We start from the raw sequence: 25,122 nt of genomic DNA on the forward strand, positions 1-25,122 counted from the left end.
CTCAGGCACGCCGCCAACCTGTGGGCTGATTTCCCAGCCAGATGCCGATCTAAGTCAGACGCATAGCACTCCACTGCGGAGGTCGCCTTCGGCTTGATCAATGTGCCGGCGGCGCCGACCTTCCTCTCGATCGTGGTCCTGGCCCTGGTCACCGGCGCTCTGGTCTTCCGCAAGCGGATCGGCCTGTGGTTCGTCGCGGCTTTCCAACTGCTCGGCACCTATCTCGGCCTCGTGGAACTGTCGACCTTGCGGCTGCCCTTGAGTGGCGTGTGGGAAACGCGCGGCGATCTCGGACGCGGCCTGGATCTGCTCTCGATCGCGATGTCCGGGGTGATCCTCGCGGTTCTGTGGCGGGTGCGGCCCATCTTTTCGGGTCGGTTGCGTCGCGGCTCCTGGTGGCTGGCGGGCCTCACCCTGGCGGCGGGCACGACCATCACGGGCGCCGCGACCTGGGTCTTGCTCGCCGCCACCCGATCCGAAACGCCGGGGCTGCGCAGCCTGCTCAGCACGGCCGTGCGCGCGCTGACGGGCACCGCGGATGAGGCGCACGAATCGTGGGCGGCCGATGTGGCGGCGACGCTGCTCGGTCTGACGATCTTGCTCGCCGTCATCGCCTTTCTCAGTTCGTCACGTGGCCCGAGCGAATGGACCGGCGAGCACGAACTCGACATCCGCCGCCTGCTCGCCGACTATGGCGACGACTCGCTCGGCTATTTCGCCACTCGCCGCGACAAGGCCTCGATCTTCGCCCCGGACGGCCGGGCCGTCGTGACCTATCGCGTCATCGCCGGCGTCAGCCTCGCCTCCGGTGACCCCATCGGCCGACCCGAGTCCTGGGGCGCGGCCATCGAGGCCTGGAAGGCCGAGGCGCGCGAGTATGGCTGGGTGCCAGCGGCTTTGTCGGCGAGCGAGGCGGGAGCCACGGCATACGCCGGGCACGGCTTGCGCGTGCTGGCTATCGGGGACGAGGCGATCCTCGATCCGGAGCGCTTCGATCTGCGGCGCGCCTCGATGACGCCGGTGCGCCATGCCGCGCGGCGGGCCCAGCGGGCGGGGCTGACGGTGCGGCTGCGTCGGCAGTCCGAGATCTCCCCTGAGGAACTCGCAACCATCGCGGCGGCCGCCGAAGCGTGGCGGGGCGAGGAGCCGGACCGCGGCTTCTCGATGGCGCTGAACCGGGCGGGCGATCCCGCAGACGGCCGCATCCTGCACGTCACGGCGCACGACGCCTCGGGCGAACTGGCCGGCGTGCTGTCCTTCGCTCCATGGGGGCAGCGCGGCGTCTCCCTCGATGTCATGCGCCGCAGCCCCCAGGCGCCCAATGGCGTCACCGAATTCATGGTCAGCGAATTGCTCACGAGGGCTCCCGAAGTGGGGGTTCGACGGGTCTCGCTGAACTTCGTCATGTTCCGCCAGACCTATTCCGACGCCGAGCGCATCGGAGCGGGTTCCGTTGCACGAGTCAGCTATTCGGTGCTTGGGGTGCTCGACCGGTTCTGGCAGTTGGAGCGGCTCTATCGATCCAACGAGAAGTATGAGCCCGAGTGGGTGCCGCGCTTCCTCTGCTACGAAGACGCCCTGGCGCTGCCACAGATCGCCGTCGGCGCGGGTGCCGCCGAGGGCTTCGTGCCCTGGCGGATGCCGCGCACGACCCGGCAACTCAACCCCGAGCAGGTGCGTCAGGCGCGTGCCCTCGAGGAGGCGCCCTCGGCGCTGGCCGCGCCGGTGCGGCGCTCGGACCAGACCGCGCGCCGGCTCGACCGCTTGACTGCCGTCCGGGCCGCCGGAGGCGACCCCTACCCCCCGAGCCACGGATATGCCGACACTCCCCTCCCCGCCCTCACCCTCGATTTTTCCCCCGGTCGTCAGGTCAGCGCGGCCGGGCGGGTCCGTCAGGTCCGCGATCTCGGGGGCGTGCAATTCGTCGTCCTCGACGAGCAGGGGGCCCACCTGCAGGTGCTGCTGAATGCTGCGACGATGGGCCGAAATGCCTTGCGGCAGTTCGCCGAACAGACCGCGACGGGGGATTTGATCCGCGTCACCGGCCGCCTGGGCACCTCTCGCACGGGAACCCCAAGCCTCCTCATGGATTCCTGGGAACTGCTCGCCGCGAGCCTGCATCCGATCCCCTGGCGTTCGTTCACCGATGGCGACTCCCGGCTGCGCCAACGCTCGACCGATCTGATCGTCCACCCCGACGACTTCACCCCGCTGCGACACCGCGCGGCCATCCTCTCGGCCTTGCGCGCGACCCTCGCCGCGGATGCCGTGATGGAGGTCGAAACGCCGATGCTCAACACCATCCACGGCGGCGCCACAGCGCGCCCCTTCCACACCTTCATCAACGCCTATGGCGTGGACCTCACCCTGCGCATCGCCCCCGAGCTCTATCTCAAGCGGCTCGTCGTCGCCGGCAGCGGCCCGATCTATGAACTCGGCCGCAACTTCCGCAATGAGGGCGCGGACGCGACGCACAATCCGGAGTTCACGTCGCTGGAGGCGTATGTCCCCGGCGGTGATTACACCTCGATGCGCCACCTCACCGAACGCCTGATCAAGGCGGCCGCTGTGGCCGTCCACGGACGCGAGGTCCTGCCCATGCCGGGCCCGGAACAGGTGCGCACGGGCTTGGCTGGCGTGGATCTGGTTGACATCAGCGGCGATTGGCCGGTTGTATCGGTCCTCGATGCCGTCAGTTCGGCGGTGCATCAGCCGATCACGCTGGACACCGATCCCGATGTCCTGCTCGCCCTGGCCCGCGAGCATGGCATCACGGTCCGCCCCCAAATGGGGCCAGGGGCGATCATCGAGGAGTTGTATGCCGAGCTGGTCGAGTCCGCGACCACGGTCCCCACGTTCTATGTCGACTTCCCCGTCGAAACCTCGCCGCTGACCCGTCCGCACCGATCGCTTCCGGGGCTCGCGGAGCGGTGGGATCTGGTGATCGCTGGCATGGAGTTGGCCACGGCATACACCGAACTCACCGACCCCCTGGAGCAGCGGGCGCGGCTGACGGCGCAGTCGCTGAAGGCCGCGGCCGGCGATGTCGAGGCGATGGAGATCGACGAGGACTTCCTGCACGCCTTAGAGCTCGGGATGCCACCCACCGGCGGTCTCGGTATGGGCGTGGACCGGCTGGCAATGTTGTTGACCAACACGGCGATTCGCTCCGTCCTGACCTTCCCCTTCGTCCGCCCGGACCGCGCCGCCCGGTGAAACGGCCGCGCACGAGCCGGCGGGTTTTGGCATTCTCCCGTCATGGCCCCCACGCGCTGCGCTCGCTACCGCACCACCGATGAACTGCTCGACTTCGTCGCGATCCTCGATGCCGCGCCCAAGGACACCGGAACGCTGAAGCTCGTCGTGCGCCGGCCCACCGTCGGCGAGCGCGAGGTGCTCGACGTCGGACGGTTGGACCCGGCATACGGCCTGCACGGCGATAGCTGGATCAGCCGCGGTTCCAAGCGGACCCCTGACGGCTCCTCCCATCCCGACATGCAGCTCAATGTCATGAGCCATCGGATGGTCGCCTTCCTCGCCGACGACCCCACGCTCGAGCCCCTCGCCGGCGACCAGCTCTATCTGGATCTCGATCTCTCCGAGGCGAATTTGCCGGAGTGGACCTACTTGAGCTTCGGCGATCCGGACGCCCCGACCGCCGTCATCCAGGTCACCGATCAGCCGCACACCGGGTGCGCGAAGTTCATCGAGCGCTTCGGCGAGGAGGCGATGCGCTTCGTGAACGGTCGCACCGGTCGGCCACGTCGGCTGCGCGGCCTCAATGCCCGCGTCGTGCAGCCGGGCGAGATCCGCCCCGGCGACCGGGTCACCGTCCGCCGCCCGGACTGACGCCTAGGCCGGCCCCCACTCCCACGGTCGCACCGGGCTGTTGTCGACGAGCCAGGTCTCGAGGTCCTGCATCGCGCCGGTGGCGATCAGGAGCCCGAGGACGACGAAGAGCGCGCCGATCGCCCGTCGCCAGGGCGTATGCGGATCGCTCGCCCACCGCAACCGCTGCACCAGTGAGCTGCCCAGCAGGGCGACGGCGAGGAGGACGCCGACCAAACCCACGGCATACGCCAGCAGCAGGGCCAGGCCCCGGCCGAGGTCAGCGGGCAAGACGGTGACCACGACATAGCCATAGAGCGGGCTGCACGAGGTGAAGACCGGCCCAAGGGCAAGGCCGGTGAGGATGGCCCCGCCCAGGCCACTTCGGGCTCGGGAGCGCGCCAAGGCTCCGGCGGACCGCGCATTGAGGCCGCTCGTGACGGATACCCGGTCCCACAGGTCGGGAAAGAGCGCGAGCACGCCTAGGGCGACCAGCAAGCCGCCGCTGAGCCAGCGCCAGACCTCGGCGGGGATCCCGATGAGCGCCGTCGACGCCCGCAACAACAGGGTGAAAGCGATAACCGATCCCCCGAGCGACCCAGCGACGGCCAGAGGCCGAAGCCACGGGCGCCCACTGGGCATCGCACCACTGACCGACCCCCCGACGATGACCGGCAGCAGGGTCAGCGAACACGGCGCCATGGTGGTCAGCGCGCCGGCCACCACGGCCCCGAGCAGGGCGGTCGCGGTCGCGATCACGCGCTGTCGACCATCGCCTTGATGGCAGCCCCGTTCGCGGAACCCGTCCACTTCTTGGTTGCCATGCCCTCGGGGTCGACGGCGACGAAGGTGTGTTGGGTGGTCACGCCATACTTCTTCTTTAGGTCGGTGGCCGTGTCGTAGTCCACCTTGACCACCGTCAGCCCGTCCGGGACGCCATCAGCCATCAGCGCGGCGTCTGTGGCCTTGCAGTCGGGGCACCACGAGGCGTGGAAGAAGTAGACGACGGTGCTTCCGGCCCGGTCGGCCATCTGCTTCTCGTAGTCCGCGAGGCTCAGATAGGCGCCCTTGGCCATGCTGTCGGTCATCGTTTTCGCCGAGGTGGTGCTTGCCGCGGACGAACTGCTGTGGGACATCGAGGAGGTCATGGACGTCGTGCCGGAGTCCGCCATCTTCTGATCGCCGGAGCAGGCCGACAGGCTGAGAGCGAGGCCGATGGCGAGCGCGGCGGCGCCGCGGCGGCGGGAGGTCAGGGGAGACATCGAGGGTGTCCTTCCGGTCGGTGAGGTGTGCCCTGACAGTCCATCCGGCGCGGTGGGTTGGCGACCAGGCTCGGCGCCGGACCGTCAGCGGTCCGTAAGGTCTGCGACCCGCAACTGGGCCCGACATCCTTGCCCGCTGGGCAGATTCGTCACGGACAACTCGCCTGCGTGCTCGGCCGCGACGGCCGCGGCGATGGCCAGGCCGAAGCCGGCGCCGGCTCGTGATCGGGCGGCGTCTCCACGCCAGCCCGCCTCCGTCAGGTGCGCGAGATCGGCGGGCGGTATGCCGCCGCACCGGTCCTCGACGCTGAGGCACGTGTCGTCGACGGCGACCAGCACCTGCTCCCCGGCGGGGGTGTGTTGCACGGCATTGCGTACGAGATTGGTCGCCGCGCGTGTCAGCGCCCGCACATCGCCCGTCACCGTCGCACCGGCCACCGTGCCGGCCACGATCTCGACCTGCGCCGCCTCGGCCTGCGCGCTGACGGCCGCGACGGCATCGGAGAGCACATCGCCGAGGTCGACGGCCGACCGCACCCGGGGTCCCGGACCCTGCAATCGGCTCAGCTCGGCAATATCGCCCACGAGCGCGTCGACCCGATCGACTTCGCGCACCAGCCGGCTCAGCTCCGTGCTGGTTTCCGGATCATCCGTATACCGATCGGCCAGCCCCTCGGCCAGCAGCCGGATGCCGGTGATCGGGGTGCGCAGATCGTGCGACAGCCAGCCGATCGTGTCGCGGCGGGAGGCTTCGACCGCGGCGACCCGATGTCGCTCGGCGCTCTCCCGCGCCGTCCGTCGCTCCCACCGCTGAACCCGGCGCGCGAGCAGCAAGCCCACGAGAACCGCCATCGGCGCTCCGGCCAGGAGCACGAAAAGCACTGTGTGGTAATCATCTTCGGCCACGAGCATCGCCCGGGTGGCGGCGGCCACACCGGCGGCGAGGGAGGCAACAACAACAATCGGCGCACCCAGCGCGGCGATCGACGGGCGACGCTCCGCTGCGCGAATGATCGTGAGGGCGCCGGCGATGGCGACCGCTCCTGTGACGCCGAAGGAGACGGCGACCGCACCGGCCTGCGAGCTCACCGGCCCAGCCCATCCCAGCGATAGCCCTTGCCGAAGACCGTCACCAGGGCCGTCGGCTGACCGGGGTCGGCTTCGACCTTTTCGCGCACCCGCCGCACATGGACCGTGACCGTGGACGCGTCGCCGATATGCCAGCCCCACACGCGCTCCAGCAGCTCCTCTCGCGAGAAGACCGTTCCCGGGTAGCGCAGGAAATGGGCGAGCAGATCGAACTCTCGCGCCGTCAGGGAGAGTGGCCTGCCGTCACGAGTCGCTGACCGCGCGACCATGTCCAGTCGCAGGTCGCCGTCGACGAGGACGGCGGCCATCGGGGCGGCGGCGGGCTCGCGGCGACGCAGCACCGCCCGGATGCGCAACTCCAACTCGCGCGTGCTGAACGGCTTGACGACATAGTCGTCGGCTCCGGCGTGCAGACCGTGGACCCGCTCGTGCTCCTCGCCGCGCGCGGTCACCATGATCACGGGCAGGTCGGGACGGATGCCGCGGAGGCGACGGCATACCTCCAGCCCGCTGAGGCCGGGAAGCATCAGGTCCAGGAGGACGACATCCGCCGGCTGCTCGGCATACGCCTCCAGGGCCTCGGGCCCGGTGCCGGCGCTATGGACCGTCATCCCCGCTTGGGTGAGCTGGCGCGCGAGCGTTTGACGGACCGTCGCATCGTCCTCGACCAGCAGTACGCGCACCACGGGAGTCACGCTAGGGGATATGTCACCGCCCGCCACCGCCGCGCACCTGAGACGTCACCGCCTCGTAAGGTGCGGATTCGGATCCGATCCACCTAGCGCCCGGCCTACCGCCTGGTTGTGGTCGTGATCATGACCAAAACCAGGCGGTAGCTCAGGTGGTAGCGGCCCGCGGCCCGCGACGGAGGGACTCGCGCCCTCACCCGGCGCGCGACTGGCCTGGCAGAGTTGGGCGCATGACGAGCACCCCCTCCGTCCGCCAGCGCACCTGGGTGCCCCTGGTTGTGGTCGCCGTCGGCGTGCTGACGCTGGCCGTGCTCTTCGCGGGCGCCTTGAGCAGCTTCCGCGATGCACTCTTCGGTGAGGACTCGACACCGGCGCCCGGTGACATGACGCTGCTGGAGATCCGGCGCACCGCCGAGTTGCGCGCGGCGACGGGTACCTTCTCCGTGCCCGTCTACTACGGCTATGACAAGGACACGGGCATCCTGTCCAAGATCGTCCCCGATGTCATTGACAAGGATTCCGGCGTGGCGATCTATCAGGGCAGTGTCGACGCACTCATCGACCTAAAAGCCTTGGAGGAGAAGAACATCAAGGCGGACAAGGCGGCGGGAACTCTGACGATCACGGTGCCACCGCCGACGCTGACCAGCCCCAAGATCGACCTCGCCAAGTCCCGGATCGTGGCGCAGCAGCGCGGCATCGGCACGCGCGTCAACGACTTCTTTGCCAGTGCTCCGCTGGAGCAGCGTCAGGCGCTCGACCAGGCCGCCGTCCAGGCGTTGCAGCAGGCTGCCGCGGAATCAGACCTGCAACAGACCGCGCGTGACAACGGCCGGAACTTCCTCACCGCCCTCGGCCGGCAGCTCGGCTTCCCGACCGTGACCGTTATCTACGCCGACGAGCCGGGAGCCCAGTAACCCGCTGAGCGCGGGACGACGGGATCACTCAGCACAGGTTGGTCGAATCTGCAGACCTTGCAAGGTCCGCAGATTCGCCTAACGTCGGCTAGCAGAGGTTGCACGCCCCGGCCGAGGTTGCACGACCCGGCCGAGGCACGATGCACCAGGTGCAAACTTGCACTTGGTGCAGATTCGGCGCATGCTAGAGCCATGACGGATTCTCTCGCCGATAGCGGCTTGCGAGAGCGCAAGAAGGCGCAGAGGACATCGGAACTCGTGGACGCGGCATACGCCCTGCTCGCCGAGGGCGGCCTGGAAGCCATGACGGCGGAGAGCATCGCCGAGCGCGCCGGCGTCTCGCGGCGCACGTTCTTTAACTACTTCCCCACGACCGAGGCCGTCCTGGTCCGGGGAGTGCGTGAGCTGCTCGATCAGATCAGCGCGTTCTTCGTCGCGGCACCCGCCGACGAGGCGATCTTGGACATCGTCCTGCGCGTGGCGTCGTCCCCCGCCGAGGAAGCCCTCCTGCGTCGTGTCGCGGTGCTCGGCACCGTCGGCAAGGCCAACCCGCAGACCAAGGGCGTGCTGCATATGGCCATGCTCGACTGGACGGAATGGCTCATCGGCTTCGTGCGCACCCGCGTCCCGCAGGGCACCGATGATCTGTATGCCGTCAGCCTCGCCACCGCGATCGTCTCCGCCGCGCAGGCCGCGATCATCCGCTGGTCGGAGTCGACCGACAACAACCTTTCCCCGGCAGGCATCGCCGCCTTCCGCACCACGCTCGCGACGAGCATCACCTATTTCCGGCGCGGCTTTGACGCCGCCCCGATCGGCTAGGAGGCCGACCCCCATGGCCCAATTCCTCTACCGCCTCGGGCGCTGGTGCGCCGATCGCGCCGGCCGAGTCCTGGCGCTCTGGCTGGCTCTGCTGATCGCCGTCGGCGGTGCTGCAGCCAGCTTCGGCACCCCGATGACGAGCAAATTCTCGTTGCCCGGCAGCGACTTTCAGCGCGTGCTGGACCAGCTCGGGACGGAGATACCAGAGCTGAGTGGCGGCTTCGGGACGGTGGTTTTCGAGAGCCGTTCGGGCTCGTTCACCCCACAAGAAAAGGCTGCCATCGCATCGGCGCGCTCCGCCTGGGAGGGCATCGATCATGTCACCGGGGTCACCGATCCGTTCGCGACCCAGACCGAACTCGACAAGGCCCGCACCGACCTGGAGGCCGCGCGCACCAAGCTCGTCGACGGTGGTGAGCAACTGTCGGCGAATCGCGTCGCCCTCGACAACGCACAATTCCAGGTGGCGCAAGGCGAGGGATTGATCACGGCCGTCGCGAAGAAGAATCCCAAGGACCCGAGCTTGAAGGCGCTTCGCCAGGAGGTCGCCGCGGGCCGTGCCGACCTCGACGCCGGGGAGGAGAAGTGGGCGCTAGCCAAGAAGGATCTCGAACAGGGTTGGGTCGACTACAACCTCGGCAAGGCCCAGGTCGACGCGATGGGTGACCTGCGGTTCGTCACGACGGATGGGCGTTTCGCCGTCGCGCAAATCCAGTTCGACGAGGACGTCAACTCGGTCCCGTATGACGTGCGCACCCAGATCCCCGAGCTCGGTAGCGACCTGGCAGCCACCGGCGTAACGACCAACTACTCCGCCGAGATCGTCCGTGACCAATCGCTCGTCGGCCCCGGCGAGATCATCGGCCTGACGATCGCCCTGATCGTGCTGATCGCCATGCTCGGCACCCTCGTCGCCGCCGGCCTGCCGATCCTCGGCGCCCTGCTCGGCGTCGGCGTGGGGCTGGCGGGAGCCGTTGCGGCGTCGGCCTTCTTCGATATGCACCAGATGACGCCATCCCTGGCTCTCATGCTGGGACTCGCTGTGGGCATCGACTACGCGCTCTTCATCGTCAACCGGCACCGGTCGATGTATCTCCATGGCACCCCCTTGCGCGAATCCATCGCGCGCGCCGTCGGCACCGCCGGCAGCGCGGTGACCTTCGCCGGCATGACGGTCGTCATCGCCCTCGCGGCCCTGACGCTCTCGGGCATTCCGCTGCTGGCGCAGATGGGGCTGGTTGCCGCCGCGACGGTCGCGGTGGCCGTCCTCGTCGCGATCACCTTGACCCCGGCGCTGCTGCGGCTCATCGGCCCGCGGGTGGCATCCAAGCGCCTCTGGACGGCCAATGGGTATGCCGCTCCCGCCGACATCGCGACCCGCACCATGCCCGCAACCGAGCAGGACGAGGAGCACGGCGGCTGGTATGTCCGGCTGGTCACCCGCCGTCCCTGGCTCACTATCCTCGCCGTTGTCGCCACGGTCGGGATCCTTGCCATCCCGACCCTGTCCCTGCGGCTCGGCCTGCCCGACGGCAGCAGCGAGCCCGCCGGCAGCACGGCATACACGACCTACAACCAAGTCGCGGAGCATTTCGGGCCGGGGATGAACGGCCCATTGCTCGCGGTGGCGACGCTGGACGCGCAGGCGCCGACCGCGGAACAGTCCACGGCCGTCGCCCAACGACTCGCGATCGCCATGGCCGACTCCACCGGCGTCGAGGCGGTCGCCGTGGCCGGCACCTCACCCGATCACCGCACCATCGCCTTGCAGATCGTGCCCGAGACCGGCCCGGCCGATGCCGCGACCCTGACGACGGTGCACACCTTGCAGGATCGCGCCGCATCGCTGGGCGAATCCACCGGCACGACAATCGGTTTCACCGGCCAGACGATCGCGAATATCGAGATCTCGGAGCAGCTCGCGGCCGCCCTGCCGGGCTACCTACTGACCGTTGTCGGCCTCTCGCTCGTCATCCTGCTCCTGGTCTTCCGCTCCTGGATCGTGCCGGTCATCGCGACCGCAGGCTTCCTGCTCTCGGTTGCCGCCGCCTTCGGCGTGACCGTCGCGGTCTATCAATGGGGTTGGCTGGCAAGCCTTTTCGGCGTCAGCACGCCCGGGCCGATTCTGTCCTTCATGCCGATCATCCTCATCGGCGTGCTCTTCGGGCTGGCGATGGACTATCAGATGTTCCTCGTCACCGGCATGCGCGAGGCCTGGGCGCATGGCGAGTCAGCGCAGCGCGCGGTGCGGTCCGGCTTCCTCCACGGCGCCAAGGTCGTCACCGCCGCCGCCATCATCATGGCCTCGGTCTTCGGCGGCTTCGTGTTCTCCCATATGACGATGATCCGGCCCATCGGACTGGGCCTGGCCGTCGGCGTCCTCGTGGATGCCTGGCTGGTGCGCATGACGCTCACGCCAGCCCTGATGCACCTGCTCGGCGAGCGCGCCTGGCACCTGCCGGCCTGGCTCGACCGCCTGGTCCCGAATGTCGACGTCGAAGGCACCAGCCTGGTCACCGAGCCAGCGCCCGAGCTGGCGACCGATGACACGTCAGCGCAGACACTCGAGGCGCCCGACGACGCGGACACGCCCAACGACGCGGACGTGCAACCTCTGCTGGGTCGTGCAACCTCTGCTAGCGGACGTTAGTCGAATCTGCACACCTTGCAAGGTGTGCAGATTCGACCAACCTGCGCTGAGATATGCCCGGAGTCATGCCCTCGCTTGCCATGGATACACTGGATATACGAATCGTCCATGTTGGATATCCGAGGAGGAGTTTTGAGCGCAACGAAGACCGTCGTCGAGATTGATGACGACGTCCTGGCCGCCGCCGCCGGGCCCTCGGCACCCGCACCAAGAAGGACACGGTCAATGCTGCCCTTCGCGAAGTCTCCGCGCGCCTCCGCCGCATCAAGGCACTCGATGAGCTCGGAAAAATGGCGGACCGTGGCGACTTCGAGGAGTTCCAGGACAAGGCCACCTACCGGGCATGAGCGCGGCGCGATTCCTCATCGACGCCTCGGGAATCTTCCGCATACTTGCCCGGCCATTGCGCGACCAATGGGTCGACCATTTGACGTCTGGCGTCATCGCCACCTGCCCAGCCGTCGAACTGGAGTTCCTTTGCTCGGCAAGATCGCTGGCTGATCGCCTGGAGAAGCAGCGGCTCTACATGGACCTCTTCACCTGGGTCCCTATGAGCGACAACGCTTTCTCTCGATCGGAGCACGTTCAACAATTGCTCACCGAGCACGGGCAGCATCGCTCCGCCGGGGCGGTGGATCTCCTCATCGCCGCGACGGCCGAGGCCCACAAACTGACCGTGCTGAGCGCGGACCCCAACTTCCTGACGATCGCCCAGGTCACCGGTCAGCCAGTGCGCTTCGTGGACCAAACACCCTGACCCGCGGGGGCGGCCATCGCTCACCGCCGGGCGAAGGGTTCCCAGACGACGAGAGCTTGAGAACCCGTATGCGGAGGCCGTTGGCCTGGCCGGATCATGACCGCTTCGCCCGCCGACCCGACAGCGAAAACCCTTCGGCCGCTGGCGAGTTCGGCTTGATGCAGAGCATGGGTCAGGTCCTCGATCCGGGCATGCAGCGCATCGACCTGGTTCTCCAGCTGCAGGATGCGCTGGATGCCGGCAAGGCTGACGCCTTCCTCCTGCGAAAGGCGCTGGACCTCGCGCAGGCGCGCGACATCGCGCGCCGAATACCGTCGTCCGCCGCCTTGGGTGCGCGAGGGAGTGACGAGGCCGAGGCGGTCATACTGACGCAGCGTCTGGGCGTGCATGCCCGCGAGCTGTGCGGCGACGGAGATGACGAAGACGGGGGTCTCGTCGTCGGCGCCGAGACCGTTGAGTGCCATCTGCGTCAGTCCTTCGCGGCTTCACGGAACAGATCGGCCCGCGGGTCGCCGCCGGCCTCTTGATCACGCAAGATCTCGACGGCGGCCTTGGCCTCATCGGTGAGGCGCTGCGGCACCAGGATCGCCACCTTCGCGAGGAGGTCGCCGGTGTGATTCTTCCCGGCGACGCCGCGGCCCTTGACCCGCAGGACACGCCCGGACGGAGTTCCCGGCGCGATCTTGACCTTGACCGGCTTGCCGTCCAGCGTGGGCACGGAAACCGTTGCGCCCAAGGCTGCTTCGGCGAAGGTGACCGGCAGGTCGACGGTGAGATTGTCGCCATCACGACCGAAGACCGGGTGCGGTTCGACCGAGACGGTGAGGATGAGATCGCCCTTGGGCGCGCCGGGATCGCCCTCGCCGCCCTTGCCGCGCAGCTTGATCTTCTGGCCGTCCTTGACTCCGGCAGGAATGCGCGTGGTGATGCGCTGTCCGTCGAGACCGCTCAGGGTGACGGTCGAGCCCGCGACGGCATCGCGGAAGCTCAGCGTGGTGCGGGCGGCGATATCGGGACCCCGCTGCGGGCCGCGCGGGGCGCCATACCCGCCGAAACCACCCCGGCCGCCCGGCTGGCCGAAGCCACCCTGCTGACCGAAGCCCCCTTGCTGACCGAACAGGCCACCAAGGATGTCGTCGAGGTTCGGCTGGCCGCCTGCGCCGCCGGTGTTGAAGCGGACGTTGCCGCCCTGGCCGCCGAACATCTGTGAGAAGACATCCTCGAAGCCCTCGGCGCCGGCCCCGCCGCCCGGGCCGCCGGCGGTGAACCGGGCGCCCCCTCGGGCCATCTGGCGGATCGCGTCATACTCCTGACGCTGCTTGGGGTCGGAGAGCACCGAGTGCGCCTCGGTGATGTCCTTGAACTTCTGCTCGGCCGCCGCGTCCCCGGCGTTCTTGTCCGGGTGGTGCTGGCGCGCCAGCTTGCGGTAGGCCTTCTTGATCGCCGCGTCGTCGGCGTCACTGGGGACGCCGAGGACGGCATAGAAGTCTTTCTCGAACCAATCCTGACTAGCCATCCTGGCGTCCCCCTCTCGTGAGTTCTGTTGTGCTGTATACGGTTATCGCCGCGCTCAGCTCGGGTCGGCGACGGCCACGCGGGCCGGACGAAGGACCTTGCTGCCGGCACGATAGCCCGGTTGCAGCACCTGGACGATGGTCGTGGTGGTTGCATCGGCAGGCAGGTCCGCCGACGGCAGGTGCATCAACGCCTCGTGCCACTCCGGGTCGAAGGCCTCGCCGACGGCGCCATAGCGCTCGAAGCCGAAGCGGCCCAGGGTGTTTTCGAGCTTGTCGGCGATGGCGGCGAACGGCCCATCGGTCAGATCGCCGTGATCGCGAGCGCCCGAGATGTCGTCCATGACCGGAAGCAGTGCCTCCAGCACATCGGCGATCGCGCGCTCTTGGATCAGCGGCCGGTCGCGATCGACGCGGCGCTTGTAGTTGACATATTCGGCGTTCAGTCGCTGCAGGTCGTTCAGTCGCTCGGCCGCGAGCACCGTGTCCGGGTGCAACTCGTCCGGGGCGACGGCGGCCGCGGGGTCGACCTCGGGGGCGGACGGCATACCGTCGCCCGCCGCGGCGCCCGCGGACCCGGCCGGAGCCGAATCCGCAGGCGCAGCAGCGTCATTCACCACGTCCGCCTCGACCGGCTGATCGCCGTCCGGGGTGAAATGGGAATCGGTCACTTGGTGTCCTCGTCGTCCTCGACGACCTCCGCGTCGACGACATCGGAGTCGTCGTTGGGGGTCGTGCCCTGGGCGGAGTCGGTGGACTCGCTGCCACCCATATTGGGCGACTCGCCCTGCTCGGCCGACGCGGCATACAACGCGGCACCCATCTTCTGGGACTCCTCGTTGAGCTTGTTGACCTTGGCGTTGAGGTCCTCGACCGAGGTGTTGGCCTCGGGCTTGATGGCCTCCTTGAGGTCCGCGAGGGCGGTGTCGACCGGGCCGCGCATGTCAGCGGTCAGCTTGTCACCGCTGTCGGCGAGGAACTTCTCGGTGGAGTAGACGAGGTTCTCCGCGGTGTTGCGGGCCTCGGTCTCCTCGCGGCGCTTGGAGTCCTCGGCGGCGTGCGCCTCGGCGTCCTTGACCATGCGCTCGATCTCCTCCTTGGACAGCGCGCTGCCGCCCGAGATGGTGATCTTCTGCTCCTTGCCGGTGCCGCGGTCCTTGGCCGTTACGTGCACGATGCCATTGGCGTCGATGTCGAAGGTGACCTCGATCTGCGGCACGCCGCGCGGCGCCGGCGCGATGCCGGACAGCTCGAAGGTGCCGAGATTCTTGTTCAGCTGTGCCATCTCGCGTTCGCCCTGGAAGACCTGGATCAGCACGGAGGGCTGGTTGTCCTCGGCGGTGGAGAAGACCTCGGACCGCTTGGTCGGGATCGCGGTGTTGCGCTCGATGAGCTTGGTGAACAGGCCGCCCTTGGTCTCGATGCCGAGGCTGAGCGGGGTGACGTCGATGAGCAGGACGTCCTTGCGCTCACCCTTGAGGACACCGGCCTGGAGGCTGGCACCGAGGGCGACGACCTCATCGGGGTTGACACCCTTGTTGGGCTCCTTGCCGGTGAGCTCCTTCACGAGAGCCGAGACGGCCGGCATACGGGTCGAACCACCAACCAGGACAACGTGATCGATGTCCTCGAGCTTGATGCCCGCGTCCTTGATGACGTTCTGGAAGGGCTGCTTGGTGCGGTCGAGAAGGTCCTTGGTCATCTGCTCGAACTGCGCCCGGGTGAGGGTCTCATCGAGGTGGATGGGGCCGTTCTCGCTCATCGAGAGGTACTGCAGGCTGATGTTGGTGCTCGTCGCGGAAGAGAGCTCCTTCTTGGCCTGCTCGGCGGCGTCGCGCAGACGCTGCATGGCGATCTTGTCCTTGGACAGGTCGACGCCGGTGTTGTTCTTCACGGTGGTGAGCAGGTGCTGGACGATGCGGTCATCCCAGTCGTCGCCGCCGAGGCGGTTGTCGCCGCTGGTGGCCTTGACCTGGATCGTCGCGAAGCCGTCCTCGGGGTCCTTGCCGACCTCCAGGAGGGAGACGTCGAAGGTGCCACCGCCGAGGTCGAAGACGAGGATGAGCTCGTCCTCCTTGCCTTTGTCCAGGCCGTATGCCAGGGCGGCCGCGGTGGGCTCGTTGACGATGCGCAGGACGTTGAGGCCCGCGATCTCACCGGCCTCCTTGGTGGCCTGACGCTCGGCATCGTCGAAGTACGCCGGGACGGTGATCACCGCGTCGGTGACCGGCTCCCCGAGGTAGGCCTCGGCGTCGCGCTTGAGCTTCATCAGCGTGCGGGCGCTGATCTCCTGGGCGGAGTACTTCTTGCCGTCGATGTCCTCGGACTTCCAGTCGGTGCCCATGTGGCGCTTGACGGAGCGGAGGGTGCGGTCAGCGTTGGTGACGGCCTGGCGCTTGGCGATCTCGCCGACCAGGACCTCGCCGTTCTTGGCGAACGCGACGACCGACGGAGTGGTGCGACCGCCTTCGGCGTTCGCGATGATGGTGGGCTCGCCGCCTTCGAGGACAGCAACGGCCGAGTTGGTGGTTCCGAGGTCGATACCGACTGCACGGGCCATGTGGTGGTGCTCCTTGGTTGAGGTTGAGTTGCTTGCACTCAAGTTAGGGACTGTATGCCGCTTGCGCAACTTGGAGTCCGGAAACTTGCGTCTGATTCACTCAACTCTCGACGCCCTGTCATCATTCCCGGCTCGGCAAGTGTCGGATCCCATCTGAGATGTAGGTTCTCGATCTACTTGTCGTTGTCTCACTTTCTTGTCGCAGGCGTGTCGCTGTCTCGCTAACTTGTCGCGTGGGGGGACGCTGGTCCCGTGGCCACGAAGCCGCGCCAGCGGATGGTCGAGTTCCGGTACACGTCCCACACCGGCGAGGACGTGACCACGACGCTGGGCTCGGCTCCGCCGGCGGAGGTGGCCCGGGGACTACCGGTTCGGTCCTTCCCCTCCTATGCCGGGATGGGGCACTATCCAGGTTGGTGGTGGTCAGCCACGGTCGGCGACCACGTGGGCTACGAGAGCCTGCTGGAGCGCGATCGGCTGATGCTTGCCGACTTCGACCGTGACGTGGTGGCCATCTTGAGCCAGCCGTTCGGCATCTCCGGTCGTGACGGTGACGCGCTACGTCGACACGTACCTGACTACCTGCTGCTTCATCGCAACGGAACGGTGGAGGTCGTCGACGTCAAGCCTGCCGACATGTTGGACAAGCCCGATGTCGCGGTGGTTCTCAACTGGACTGGACGATTGCTGGCCGAACGCGGCTGGCGATACTCGATCTGGTCGGGCGCGGATCCGATCGAACTGACCAACGTCCGCTTTCTCGCCCAGGGACGTCGCAGCCGGTTCGTTGATTCCGACGCGATGGCCACGCTGGCCCGTGCAGGTCGCCCTGGTCGCACTCTCGGTGCAGCCCTGGCCGAGGCAGCTCGGTCACCCCACTCCAGTGCCACCCTGCGGGCGGCGCTCATCACGCTGCTCTGGAAGCAGACGTGGCAGGTCGCGCTCGATCAGCCGATCGATATGAGCACCGAGATCCGGATGATTAGAGGGGTCCATGACAAACAGCGCTGTTCTTGAGGTCCGCGTCGGCAGCCGGCTCTGGTTCGACGGGGAGGCGTGGTCGGTGTGCGAGGTCGACGCGGCAACGGTGAGGCTGAACGACGGCGACGGACGGTATCGCACGGTGACCGTGGCAGAGCTGATCGACACTGCAAGTCCCGCCGAGTCCGGGCACCAACAGGACCCCGACGGGCTGCCCCTCCCGCGCAACGTCGCCTGGGCAAGTCTGTCGAGCAAGAAGAGGTCCAGCCTCGAGCGGGAGGTGACGGTCTTCAGCGTCCTGTTGGAGTCCGCGTTGGATGAACGAGCAAGTGCCGTCCGGCGGGACCTACTCGGGCTCGACCCGGTGGTGTCACCGCTGAGCTCGCCGGCCCTGCGCACTGCAGCGGCCGTGGTGGCCGCGTCAGGCATCTTCTGCACCTACGCTGCGCAGCTGGCCATGGGCACCGCCTGGCGCATCGGTGTCGACCCGACAGAACGCACCGAGCTGGTCACCTCCGGGCCTTTCGCGTTCGTCCGCAACCCGATCTTCACCACCGCTCTTATCACCTTCACCGGGCTCGCGTTGGCCTCCCGAACCTTGTTGCCTTGGCGGGCCTGGTCCTGGTCTATGCGGGCATCCAGATGCAGGTCCGCGCCGTCTGAGGAGCCGCACCTGCTGGCCACGCACGGGCGGGCCTATGCCGACTATGCCGCCCGCGTGGGGCGGTTCGTCCCCGGGATTGGACGCCTGCGTCCGACTTCTTGAGTTCCAGGTAGCCACGCTTTAGGCCCTGGGAGTGCCCCAGGGACATGACGTCGCTGGAGGCCAGCGATTGCGGGATGGCGTTTCAGGTCGGTCCGTCTTGGCCACGGGCGTCGGTCACTTGACGGCCATGATCTTGCTGGTAGTGGTCGGAGTCGACGTTCTTGGGGTTGCTGGCGTTCATCAGCCGCATTCACGGTGTAGCGGAAGGCGTCACGTGCTCACCCCCGAGTAGCTGTGCAGGCCGGTGATGAGCAGGTTGACGACGGTGTAGTTCAGGATGATGCAGAGCATGCCGAGGAGTGCCACGTAGGTGGCGTGTCGCTTGGTCCAGCCGCTGGTGGCGCGGGAGTGCAGGTAGGCGGCGTAGACGACCCAGATGATGAAGGTCCAGATTTCCTTGGGGTCCCAGCCCCAGTAGCGGCCCCAGGCCACCTCGGCCCAGATCGCGCCGGTGATGAGGGTGAACGTCCAGAGCGGGAAGGCGAAGATGTGGACCCCGTAGGTCATCGTCTCCAGTTTGTCTCCCTCGGGCAGGCCGGCCAGCCAACCCCGGATGCGGCTTCTCTTCTCGGCTGAGTCGCGGAGCAGGAAGGCGACGCCGAGGGCGGCACCGATGATGAACAGCGCCACGGACAGCGTCGCGAGCGTGACGTGGATGGACAGCCACATCGTGTTGTCCAGGGCGGGCATGAGCTGGGAGGCCTCGGTGTACCAGATCTTGCCCGCGCCAAGGACGGCCATGACTGGCAGCACGACGAAGGGACCGAGCCACAGCCGGTCGCGTTTCAGGCTCCACGTGGAGAAGACGATGAGGGCGAAGGATGCGGCGACGATCGCGAACTCGTACATGTTGCCCAGCGGCCAGCGCTGTACCGACAGGCCACGCAAGATCGTGCCGCCGACGACTCCGAAGGTCGCCAGCCAGGTGAGTTGGAGCCCGATGACGCCCCAGCGGCGGGTGACCTCGGCGGGATGACTGACGGTTGGTGGCTCGACTGCGGCGGTGGTCGGCGTGGTCGAGTCCGTCAGTCCAGTGGCACGGTCGTCATCGACTGTGTCTGCTGGTTGCTCACCGTCGGCGCCAACACCCACGCGGACCTTCTCGCGGGCCTTGACTTTATCGTGGCGTTCCCTGGCGGCCCCGGTGACGGCCAGGTGCGCCGAGAAGGAGATGAGGGCCAGCGCGAGCACGGCCAGGCTGGCCCAGATGGCAATGTCGCTGGCCAGGGCCAGCTGTGGGTCGGTCATACCGTGTCCTTGTCTCGATGGTGGGTTTCAGGAGTAGTGGTCCGGTCACCCGTGATCCTGGTGATCCGGAGTAGGACGTCGTCGACGATGGTCTGGAGTCCTGGATCGCTGCCCTTGGGTTGGCCAGCGACCCTCACGACAGCTTGCACCGACCCTGTGGTCGGGGTGGTCGGCTCGATCCGTACGTAGATCCGGCGTCGCTTGATACCGAGCATCAGGGCCAGGCCGACGGTGGTGGCGATCGCGAAGCCAAGGGCGGGCATCCGGCCCGGGTCGTGCCGCGCCAGCAGCCCGGCCCAGCGGATTATGCCGTCGAACTCCACGGTGGTGCCGTCGGGTAGCTCGAAGTACTCGCCCGGGCGGATCAGCATCGCGACGGGGTTGCCCTCCTCGTCGGTGAGCTGGGTCATCTGGTCGGTGTCGATATTGAAGACCGACTGCGGGCGCCCGTCGGGGAACAGGTTTCCCTCGAATGCCGTCAGTGCCAGCACGGGGTCGACCAGGCCGGGGAAGGAGGACGTCATCCCCAGCTCGGGATCAATGCGCAGGGTCGGTAGGAAGCCGCCGACCAGGCCGAGGCCGGGGTCTCGCGCGGTGACCTTGATGGCGCCCTCGCTGGCGTAGTTGTTGTCCTGTGGGAGGAAGGTGACCGCGTCGGAGTAGAGGACTTCTCCGTCGGGGTCGCGGATGGTCACGATGGGGGCGTAGCCGTTGCCGAGCAGGAAGATGGAGTCTCCGGCCACGGAGATCGGGTGGTTGACTGCGAACTCCTGTTGCTCGGGTTCCTGGCCGGGGACCTCGACGGTGGCCAACCCGTCGAACCTGCGGGGTTGGCCGAACTGGGCGCCGTCGGCCTGGCTTTCGAAGGCTACGTCGAGTTTGTTGAGTTCCACGGTGAACGTGGGAATGTCTCCCTCATCGGCCAACGGGCTGAAGTTGAGCGTGTCGAAGGTGCCGGCAGTGGCCGTCCACGACTGCCCCTCCTGGATGATGATCTCCCCGCGCCAGCCGAACAGGTTACCGGCGGCGAAGGCGACGATCACGCCCAGCAGAGCCAGATGGAAGAGCAGGTTTCCGGTCTCCTTCAGGTACCCCTTCTCTCCGGTGACCCAGAGATCGCCGTCCTCGGCGTCGCGCAGCCGGTAGCCCTTCGCCTTCAGCGCCTCCCGGGCTGCGGCCAGGGCCTCGCGGCCGTCGGTGGCGACGGTTCCGTCGGCGCGGGCGGGCAGTCGGGTCAGACGCTGTGGTGCCGGCGGCGGCTGGGCTCGGATCGAACGCCAGTGTTGGCGCATCCGCGGGATGATGCAACCGACCAGGCTGATCATCAGCAGCAGATAGATCGAGGCGAACCATGGGGAGGAGAACACGTCGAAGAGGAGAACCCGGTCCAGCCAGGGCCCCAGGTCGGGGTTGTTCTCGAAGAAGGTGCGCACTTGGACCGGGTCTACGGAGCGCTGCGGGAATATTGAGCCGGGGAAGGCCGCGGCCGCCAGCAGCAGAAGCAGGTAGATGGCGGTGCGCATGCTGGTGAGTTGCCGCCAGGCCCAACGTGCCCAGCCGGCTGGTCCGAGGCGGGGGCCGCCCAAGGTGGTGCGGTCTTTGGGATAGGACGGCTCGATCCGTTCCGGTGTTCGCGTGCTGGCCATGTCAGATCACCGTGGTGAAGTTGTTGGTCAGTCGGGTCTGGACCCACGCCATGGCCTCGGCCCAGATGCCGGCGATCATGAGCAGGCCGAGGAGGACGAGCAGCCCGCCGCCGACGCGCTGCACGAGCAGGTAGTGGTCGCGCAGCCAGCGCGAGGCGCGGCTGGCCCAGCCCAGCCCGGCGGCGGCGAGCACGAACGGCACCCCCAGTCCCAGGCTGTATGCGGTGCCCAGCACCAGGGCGCGGCCCACCTGGTCGTCCCCCGGGAGGATCGAGGTGCCGAGCGTCTGGATCGCGGCGAGCGCCGGTCCGGTGCAGGCGCTGAATCCCAGGCCAAAGGCGACCCCGAGCAGCGGAGCCCCGGCGATCCCGGCGGCCGGTCGCCATCGCACCGAAACTGATGCTGTCGGCTGCAGCAGCATGACCAGGCCGAGGCCGAGGACGACCGCGCCGGACAGGCGCAGCAGCAGCCCCTGGTGCTGCGCCAGGGCCATGCCCAGGGAGGAGATGACCACGCTCATCGCCATGAAGACGGCCGAGAAACCCATAACGAACAGCAGCGCCCCGACCGTCGGGCGCCACCGCCCCGGCGCGTGAGCGCCCGACATGGGCGGCGCCATTCCCGAGAGGTAACCGACATAGCCGGGGACCAGCGGTAGCACGCACGGCGAGGCGAACGAGACGAGACCTGCCAGCGCGGCGATCGCGGCGGCCAGCAGCAGCGGCCCGCTGAGAACGACCTCGCTCACCGGGCGGACTCACTCTTCAGCACGTCCTCGACCAGGCCGCGCAGCGCCGACGCCTCCACGGGTCCGCTGACCCGGGCGGCGAGGCGCCCCTGTCCGTCGAGGACCATCGTGGTCGGCGTCGCGACGGCCAGCCCCTGCAGCTGGGCGCGGGTGCGCCCGCCGTCGTCCTGGAGCGAGGGGTAGGACACGTCGTACTTCTGCTGGAAGGCCAGGGCGCTGGGTACCGAGTCACGGCTGTTGACCCCGATGAACTGCACCGGCTCACCCGCCTCGGCGAACTCGGTGGCCACCTCCTCCAGGTCCGGCGCCTCCTCCACGCACGGCCCGCACCACGACCCCCACACGTTGACCACCACGACCTCGCCCAGGTGGTCCTGCGAGGACCACGCCTCGTCTTCCAGGGTCGTCCCCTCCAGGGTGATGACGGTCTCGCGCTCCTCCGGCGCCAGCACCTGGATGGTGCCGTCACCGGCGACGTATCCCTTCTGGTCGCCCTGACGCATCTGGTCGTTGATCGTCGAGCCCTCGCCACCGCAGCCGGCCAGGACCACTGCTACGGCCGCGAGCAGGGCCAGGAGGTGCCTGCGGGTCACCGGAGCAGCCCGTCGAAGTCGCCGTGTGCCCCGTTTGCGAGCATGCCTCGCGAGCGCACGACCGAGATCGTCTGTCGGCGAGGCCGTCGACCGCTGGCCGGCTCGAGGGGGTCGGGGCGTCCTGCTCGTCCACCGCCTCGCTCCACCCGGGGTCGCCCTATGGTGCCCATGCCGCTTACCTTCCATCCGCTACCACTCTGCCTGCCGAACGCGATGGTTGAGGGTCGCCACGGTGGTGACGAGCCGGCCACACGGCCGCCCGTGCGACTCTACCCTTTGCTGACAGCAGCGTCACTCGCTACCATCGCCGCATGTCGATTCTAACCCCGCCCGGTGGGTCCCAGCCTGACCCGCCAGGAGCTGGGGGCAACCAGAGGCGCTCCAACCGCCTTGCGGCGCGTGGCCCTCGAGCAGCAGGCGTGTCCGGTTCTGCCCCGGCCGATCCCCGCCAGCGGGTGTCAACGACCCCTGGTGGGCGTCGTGTGGGATGGACAGCAGCGTCCGTGACGAAACTGGCACCGCGTCGCGCCGTCCTGGTGGCCGGTGCCGCGGCGGTGGCGGTGACGGACCTGTTGGTCAAGGCGTGGGCTGAGAGCGCGCTGGAGGCGGGGCTGGCCCTGGGTCCGGTCGACCTCGTGCTGAGTCACAACCCGGGGGTGGCGTTCTCCCTCGGCGCTGACGCGCCGGCCGCACTGGTCGTCGCGCTCACCGGCCTGGTCATCGTCGCGATCGCCGTCGTGGCCTGGCGGGCCGCTCCGACGTGGGACTGTTGGCGGCTCGCCGCAGTGACGGCGATTCTTGGTGGTGGGTGCGGCAACTGGATCGATCGCTCCCTTGACGGTGTGGTGACCGACTATCTGCACAGCGGGTGGTGGCCCACGTTCAACCTGGCTGACACCGCGATCGTCACCGGGGTCGTCTTGCTGGCGCTGCTCGAGCTGCGCTCACCACGGCAGCCGGCCGGGACCGACACCAGTGGCTGACCGCGTGGCCACGTCGCCCGCCTGACCCACCACACACGACCGAAGGCATCACCCTGTGCTCACCTCAGTCCTGCAGGCCTTCGGGCTGTTCATGGCCACCAACATCGACGACATCATCGTGCTGTCACTCTTCTTCGCCCGGGGCGCCGGCTTGCGCGGCACGACCAGGAAGATCGTCGTGGGTCAGTACCTGGGCTTCGGCGGCATACTCGTCGCCTCGGTACTGGTCTCCCTGGGCGCGGTGACCTTCCTGCCCGAGTCGGCGATCGCCTACTTCGGGCTCATCCCGTTGCTGCTCGGCCTGCTGACCGCATGGAAGGTCTGGCGCGGCGACGGAGACGATGACGACCGGGTCGCGGACAAGACGATCAGCGCCCTGACGGTCGCCGGTGTCACCTTCGCCAACGGCGGTGACAACATCGGCGTCTACGTCCCCGTCTTCGTCACCGTCGGCGCCGGCGCGGTCGTGGCCTACTGCGTCGTCTTCCTCGTCCTCGTCATGGTGCTTGTCCTGCTCGCCAAGTTCGTCGCCACCCGTAGGCCCATCGCAGAGGTCCTGGAACGCTGGGAGCACGTCCTGTTCCCTCTGGTCCTGATCGGACTCGGCGTGGCGATCCTCGTCGAAGGTGGCGCCTTCGGCCTGTAGGTAGGGGCGCATCGGTCCCTGCCCTGTCCGAATGGCGTTTGTCGCACCGGGCCAGAGTCTTCTCAGGGTCTGGCTCTACGATCCGCGTCGGGACTTCCCGCATCCTCGGCCAGACTGGCCGATCGTCCGTGTCGCCTGATGAAGGAGTGCCCGTGCGGCGCAACGTGATCCTGTCCCTCCTGCTGATCGCCGTCTTCGTTGCGGTGGTGGCCGTCGCCGTTGGCGTGACCCGCCCGCCGTCCGGCACCGGTGTCGCGGACTCGGCGCGAACGAGCTCGGCCGTGCCGGTCGTGAGGGAGGACAGCCACGTGCTCTCCGACGCCGGTGAGGGCGCGCCGGTGCTGGTGGAGTTCCTGGACTTCGAGTGCGAGGCGTGCCTGGCGGCCTACCCGCTGGTGGAGCAGATCCGCGAGGAGTACGCCGGGGAGCTGACGTTCGTGGTCCGGTACTTCCCGATCCCCAGCCACGCCAACGCGATGAACGCGGCGGTGGCGGTCGAGGCGGCGGCCCAGCAGGGCCGGTTCGAGGACATGTACACGCGGATGTACCAGACGCAGAGCGAATGGGGCGAGCAGCAGGACTCCAAGGCGCCGCTGTTCCGGCAGTTCGCCCAGGACCTCGGGCTGGACATGGCCGCCTACGACGCCGCCGTCGCCGACCCCGCCATCCAGCAGCGCGTGGAGCAGGACCGGCAGGACGGCATGGCACTGGGTGTCCAGGGAACCCCGACCTTCTTCCTGGACGGTGAGCTGCTGCAGCCCACCTCCGAGGGCGACTTCCGCGCCCAGATCGATGCAGCCGTCAACCGCTGAGCCCGCCGCGCTCACCGCTCCTTCCCAGGAGCCCGGCGCGCCGGTCGGGAGGGTCGTGGGGTGGGTCCTGCTCGTGTGCGGCTGGGTCGGTCTGTCGGCGGCGTTCGTGCTGCTGGTGGAGAAGATCCGGCTGGTCGCCGACCCGAGCTACGTGCCCAGCTGCAGCATCAGCCCGCTGCTGAGCTGCGGGTCGGTGATGAGCACCCCCCAGGCGGAGCTGTTCGGGTTCCCCAACCCGATCCTGGGCGTGGCCGGCTTCGCCGCCCTGGTCACCGTCGCCGTCACGATCATCAGCGGCGCCCGGCTGCCGTCCTGGTACTGGATCGGCCTGACCGCGGGTACGGCGCTGGGCACGGTGTTCGTGCACTGGCTCATCTTCCAGAGCGTCCACCGCATCGGTGCGCTGTGCCCGTACTGCATGGTGGTCTGGGTCGTCACCGTGGCCGCGTTCGTCGCGGTACTGGCCCGGTGGTCCCGCGCCGGGGCGCTTCCACGGTGGGTCGGAGACTACGCCGTCACGATCGTCACGACATGGTGCCTGGTGGTCGCGGCTCTGATCGCCGTCCGGTTCTGGGACTACTGGATCACCCTCGCCTAGGACGCTTGCCGCG

At 68.2% G+C, this 25,122-nt stretch carries 24 protein-coding genes; 12 read left to right on the forward strand and 12 right to left on the reverse strand.

Annotation, left to right across the window (positions count from 1 at the left end):
- Window positions 1–102: 102 nt before the first annotated feature.
- Both lysX and ABD225_RS08195 read left to right on the forward strand, forming a co-directional pair.
- Window positions 103–3,216, forward strand: coding sequence for a bifunctional lysylphosphatidylglycerol synthetase/lysine--tRNA ligase LysX (gene lysX / locus ABD225_RS08190; RefSeq protein ID WP_344083885.1), 3,114 nt, complete (start codon window positions 103–105; stop codon window positions 3,214–3,216).
- 42 nt (window positions 3,217–3,258) lie between these two features.
- Window positions 3,259–3,849: an MOSC domain-containing protein gene (locus ABD225_RS08195; RefSeq protein ID WP_344083347.1), complete on the forward strand. Its 591-nt coding sequence runs from the start codon at window positions 3,259–3,261 to the stop codon at window positions 3,847–3,849.
- A 3-nt stretch (window positions 3,850–3,852) separates the two neighbouring features.
- On the opposite strand, the gene ABD225_RS08200 is transcribed toward ABD225_RS08195, so the two are convergent.
- The 4 genes from ABD225_RS08200 to ABD225_RS08215 form a co-directional block, all read right to left on the reverse strand.
- The gene (locus tag ABD225_RS08200) at window positions 3,853–4,587 is read right to left on the reverse strand and encodes an urease accessory protein UreH domain-containing protein (protein ID WP_344083349.1); all 735 of its coding nucleotides are present in this window, start codon (window positions 4,585–4,587) and stop codon (window positions 3,853–3,855) included.
- Window positions 4,584–5,090 (reverse strand): thioredoxin family protein, encoded by a 507-nt coding sequence (locus ABD225_RS08205; protein ID WP_344083351.1) that lies wholly within the window; start codon window positions 5,088–5,090, stop codon window positions 4,584–4,586. The genes ABD225_RS08200 and ABD225_RS08205 overlap by 4 nt, the downstream gene beginning before the upstream one ends.
- 84 nt (window positions 5,091–5,174) lie before the next feature.
- On the reverse strand, window positions 5,175–6,179 hold the full coding sequence (locus ABD225_RS08210; protein ID WP_344083353.1) for a sensor histidine kinase: 1,005 nt from the start codon (window positions 6,177–6,179) through the stop codon (window positions 5,175–5,177).
- Window positions 6,176–6,865 (reverse strand): response regulator transcription factor, encoded by a 690-nt coding sequence (locus tag ABD225_RS08215; RefSeq protein WP_344083355.1) that lies wholly within the window; start codon window positions 6,863–6,865, stop codon window positions 6,176–6,178. Before ABD225_RS08215 ends, ABD225_RS08210 begins: the two co-directional genes overlap by 4 nt.
- A gap of 233 nt (window positions 6,866–7,098) precedes the next feature.
- Here ABD225_RS08215 and ABD225_RS08220 point away from each other — a divergent pair, with 233 nt between their 5' ends.
- The 4 genes from ABD225_RS08220 to ABD225_RS08235 all read left to right on the forward strand — a co-directional run bounded on the left by ABD225_RS08220 (window position 7,099) and on the right by ABD225_RS08235 (window position 12,014).
- On the forward strand, window positions 7,099–7,785 hold the full coding sequence (locus ABD225_RS08220; protein ID WP_344083357.1) for a DUF4230 domain-containing protein: 687 nt from the start codon (window positions 7,099–7,101) through the stop codon (window positions 7,783–7,785).
- 192 nt (window positions 7,786–7,977) lie between these two features.
- Window positions 7,978–8,607 carry a TetR family transcriptional regulator gene (locus tag ABD225_RS08225; protein WP_344083359.1) on the forward strand — a complete coding sequence of 210 codons (630 nt, stop codon included), beginning with the start codon at window positions 7,978–7,980 and terminating at the stop codon, window positions 8,605–8,607.
- A gap of 13 nt (window positions 8,608–8,620) precedes the next feature.
- Entirely contained in the window at window positions 8,621–11,257 is a 2,637-nt protein-coding gene (locus ABD225_RS08230) for an MMPL family transporter (protein WP_344083361.1), read from the forward strand.
- A gap of 343 nt (window positions 11,258–11,600) precedes the next feature.
- Window positions 11,601–12,014 carry a PIN domain nuclease gene (locus tag ABD225_RS08235; protein WP_344083364.1) on the forward strand — a complete coding sequence of 138 codons (414 nt, stop codon included), beginning with the start codon at window positions 11,601–11,603 and terminating at the stop codon, window positions 12,012–12,014.
- Between the two features lie 20 nt (window positions 12,015–12,034).
- Here the strand turns inward: ABD225_RS08235 and ABD225_RS08240 are convergent, their stop codons facing one another.
- The 4 genes from ABD225_RS08240 to dnaK are packed head-to-tail and all read right to left on the reverse strand — an operon-like array spanning window position 12,035 to window position 16,088.
- Window positions 12,035–12,478 carry a heat shock protein transcriptional repressor HspR gene (locus ABD225_RS08240; RefSeq protein ID WP_344083366.1) on the reverse strand — a complete coding sequence of 148 codons (444 nt, stop codon included), beginning with the start codon at window positions 12,476–12,478 and terminating at the stop codon, window positions 12,035–12,037.
- 5 nt (window positions 12,479–12,483) lie between these two features.
- Window positions 12,484–13,530: a DnaJ C-terminal domain-containing protein gene (locus ABD225_RS08245; protein WP_344083369.1), complete on the reverse strand. Its 1,047-nt coding sequence runs from the start codon at window positions 13,528–13,530 to the stop codon at window positions 12,484–12,486.
- Between the two features lie 54 nt (window positions 13,531–13,584).
- A complete protein-coding gene (locus ABD225_RS08250) occupies window positions 13,585–14,199 on the reverse strand; it encodes a nucleotide exchange factor GrpE (RefSeq protein ID WP_344083372.1) in 615 nt (204 codons plus the stop codon).
- Complete coding sequence (gene dnaK, locus ABD225_RS08255) at window positions 14,196–16,088, reverse strand: molecular chaperone DnaK (protein ID WP_344083375.1); 1,893 nt, start codon at window positions 16,086–16,088, stop codon at window positions 14,196–14,198. The genes ABD225_RS08250 and dnaK overlap by 4 nt, the downstream gene beginning before the upstream one ends.
- Window positions 16,089–16,340: 252 nt before the next feature.
- Between dnaK and ABD225_RS08260 the strand changes: the two genes are divergently transcribed.
- Together ABD225_RS08260 and ABD225_RS08265 are read left to right on the forward strand one after the other, a co-directional pair.
- Window positions 16,341–17,105: a TnsA-like heteromeric transposase endonuclease subunit gene (locus tag ABD225_RS08260; protein WP_344083378.1), complete on the forward strand. Its 765-nt coding sequence runs from the start codon at window positions 16,341–16,343 to the stop codon at window positions 17,103–17,105.
- Entirely contained in the window at window positions 17,083–17,835 is a 753-nt protein-coding gene (locus ABD225_RS08265; RefSeq protein WP_344083381.1) for a methyltransferase family protein, read from the forward strand. Before ABD225_RS08260 ends, ABD225_RS08265 begins: the two co-directional genes overlap by 23 nt.
- A 210-nt stretch (window positions 17,836–18,045) precedes the next feature.
- On the opposite strand, the gene ccsB is transcribed toward ABD225_RS08265, so the two are convergent.
- The 4 genes from ccsB to ABD225_RS08285 are packed head-to-tail and all read right to left on the reverse strand — an operon-like array spanning window position 18,046 to window position 22,070.
- On the reverse strand, window positions 18,046–19,083 hold the full coding sequence (ccsB, locus tag ABD225_RS08270) for a c-type cytochrome biogenesis protein CcsB (RefSeq protein ID WP_344083384.1): 1,038 nt from the start codon (window positions 19,081–19,083) through the stop codon (window positions 18,046–18,048).
- Window positions 19,080–20,729: a cytochrome c biogenesis protein ResB gene (resB, locus tag ABD225_RS08275; RefSeq protein ID WP_344083387.1), complete on the reverse strand. Its 1,650-nt coding sequence runs from the start codon at window positions 20,727–20,729 to the stop codon at window positions 19,080–19,082. Before resB ends, ccsB begins: the two co-directional genes overlap by 4 nt.
- A gap of 1 nt (window position 20,730) precedes the next feature.
- Window positions 20,731–21,477 carry a cytochrome c biogenesis CcdA family protein gene (locus ABD225_RS08280; protein WP_344083390.1) on the reverse strand — a complete coding sequence of 249 codons (747 nt, stop codon included), beginning with the start codon at window positions 21,475–21,477 and terminating at the stop codon, window positions 20,731–20,733.
- Window positions 21,474–22,070: a TlpA family protein disulfide reductase gene (locus ABD225_RS08285; RefSeq protein ID WP_344083393.1), complete on the reverse strand. Its 597-nt coding sequence runs from the start codon at window positions 22,068–22,070 to the stop codon at window positions 21,474–21,476. The genes ABD225_RS08280 and ABD225_RS08285 overlap by 4 nt, the downstream gene beginning before the upstream one ends.
- Before the next feature lie 503 nt (window positions 22,071–22,573).
- Between ABD225_RS08285 and ABD225_RS08290 the strand changes: the two genes are divergently transcribed.
- The 4 genes from ABD225_RS08290 to ABD225_RS08305 all read left to right on the forward strand — a co-directional run bounded on the left by ABD225_RS08290 (window position 22,574) and on the right by ABD225_RS08305 (window position 25,109).
- Window positions 22,574–23,053 (forward strand): signal peptidase II, encoded by a 480-nt coding sequence (locus tag ABD225_RS08290; protein ID WP_006593163.1) that lies wholly within the window; start codon window positions 22,574–22,576, stop codon window positions 23,051–23,053.
- Between the two features lie 91 nt (window positions 23,054–23,144).
- A complete protein-coding gene (locus tag ABD225_RS08295) occupies window positions 23,145–23,699 on the forward strand; it encodes a cadmium resistance transporter (protein ID WP_075818543.1) in 555 nt (184 codons plus the stop codon).
- Window positions 23,700–23,851: 152 nt separating this feature from the next.
- Window positions 23,852–24,511: a DsbA family protein gene (locus ABD225_RS08300; protein ID WP_144856755.1), complete on the forward strand. Its 660-nt coding sequence runs from the start codon at window positions 23,852–23,854 to the stop codon at window positions 24,509–24,511.
- A complete protein-coding gene (locus ABD225_RS08305; RefSeq protein ID WP_425564366.1) occupies window positions 24,492–25,109 on the forward strand; it encodes a vitamin K epoxide reductase family protein in 618 nt (205 codons plus the stop codon). The genes ABD225_RS08300 and ABD225_RS08305 overlap by 20 nt, the downstream gene beginning before the upstream one ends.
- Window positions 25,110–25,122: the final 13 nt, after the last annotated feature.

It is taken from the genome of Nostocoides veronense, assembly GCF_039531185.1.
GTDB classification, from domain to species: domain Bacteria; phylum Actinomycetota; class Actinomycetes; order Actinomycetales; family Dermatophilaceae; genus Nostocoides_A; species Nostocoides_A veronense.

Coding starts and splice junctions, on each gene's coding strand:
- ABD225_RS08240 (WP_344083366.1), bottom strand. CDS start 12,478: ATGGCACTCAACGGTCTCGGCGCCGACGACGAGACCCCCGTCTTCGTC.
- ABD225_RS08225 (WP_344083359.1), top strand. CDS start 7,978: ATGACGGATTCTCTCGCCGATAGCGGCTTGCGAGAGCGCAAGAAGGCG.
- ABD225_RS08235 (WP_344083364.1), top strand. CDS start 11,601: ATGAGCGCGGCGCGATTCCTCATCGACGCCTCGGGAATCTTCCGCATA.
- ABD225_RS08230 (WP_344083361.1), top strand. CDS start 8,621: ATGGCCCAATTCCTCTACCGCCTCGGGCGCTGGTGCGCCGATCGCGCC.
- ABD225_RS08220 (WP_344083357.1), top strand. CDS start 7,099: ATGACGAGCACCCCCTCCGTCCGCCAGCGCACCTGGGTGCCCCTGGTT.
- ABD225_RS08305 (WP_425564366.1), top strand. CDS start 24,492: ATGCAGCCGTCAACCGCTGAGCCCGCCGCGCTCACCGCTCCTTCCCAG.
- ABD225_RS08295 (WP_075818543.1), top strand. CDS start 23,145: ATGGCCACCAACATCGACGACATCATCGTGCTGTCACTCTTCTTCGCC.
- ccsB (WP_344083384.1), bottom strand. CDS start 19,083: ATGACCGACCCACAGCTGGCCCTGGCCAGCGACATTGCCATCTGGGCC.
- ABD225_RS08205 (WP_344083351.1), bottom strand. CDS start 5,090: ATGTCTCCCCTGACCTCCCGCCGCCGCGGCGCCGCCGCGCTCGCCATC.
- ABD225_RS08195 (WP_344083347.1), top strand. CDS start 3,259: ATGGCCCCCACGCGCTGCGCTCGCTACCGCACCACCGATGAACTGCTC.
- ABD225_RS08265 (WP_344083381.1), top strand. CDS start 17,083: ATGACAAACAGCGCTGTTCTTGAGGTCCGCGTCGGCAGCCGGCTCTGG.
- ABD225_RS08245 (WP_344083369.1), bottom strand. CDS start 13,530: ATGGCTAGTCAGGATTGGTTCGAGAAAGACTTCTATGCCGTCCTCGGC.
- resB (WP_344083387.1), bottom strand. CDS start 20,729: ATGGCCAGCACGCGAACACCGGAACGGATCGAGCCGTCCTATCCCAAA.
- dnaK (WP_344083375.1), bottom strand. CDS start 16,088: ATGGCCCGTGCAGTCGGTATCGACCTCGGAACCACCAACTCGGCCGTT.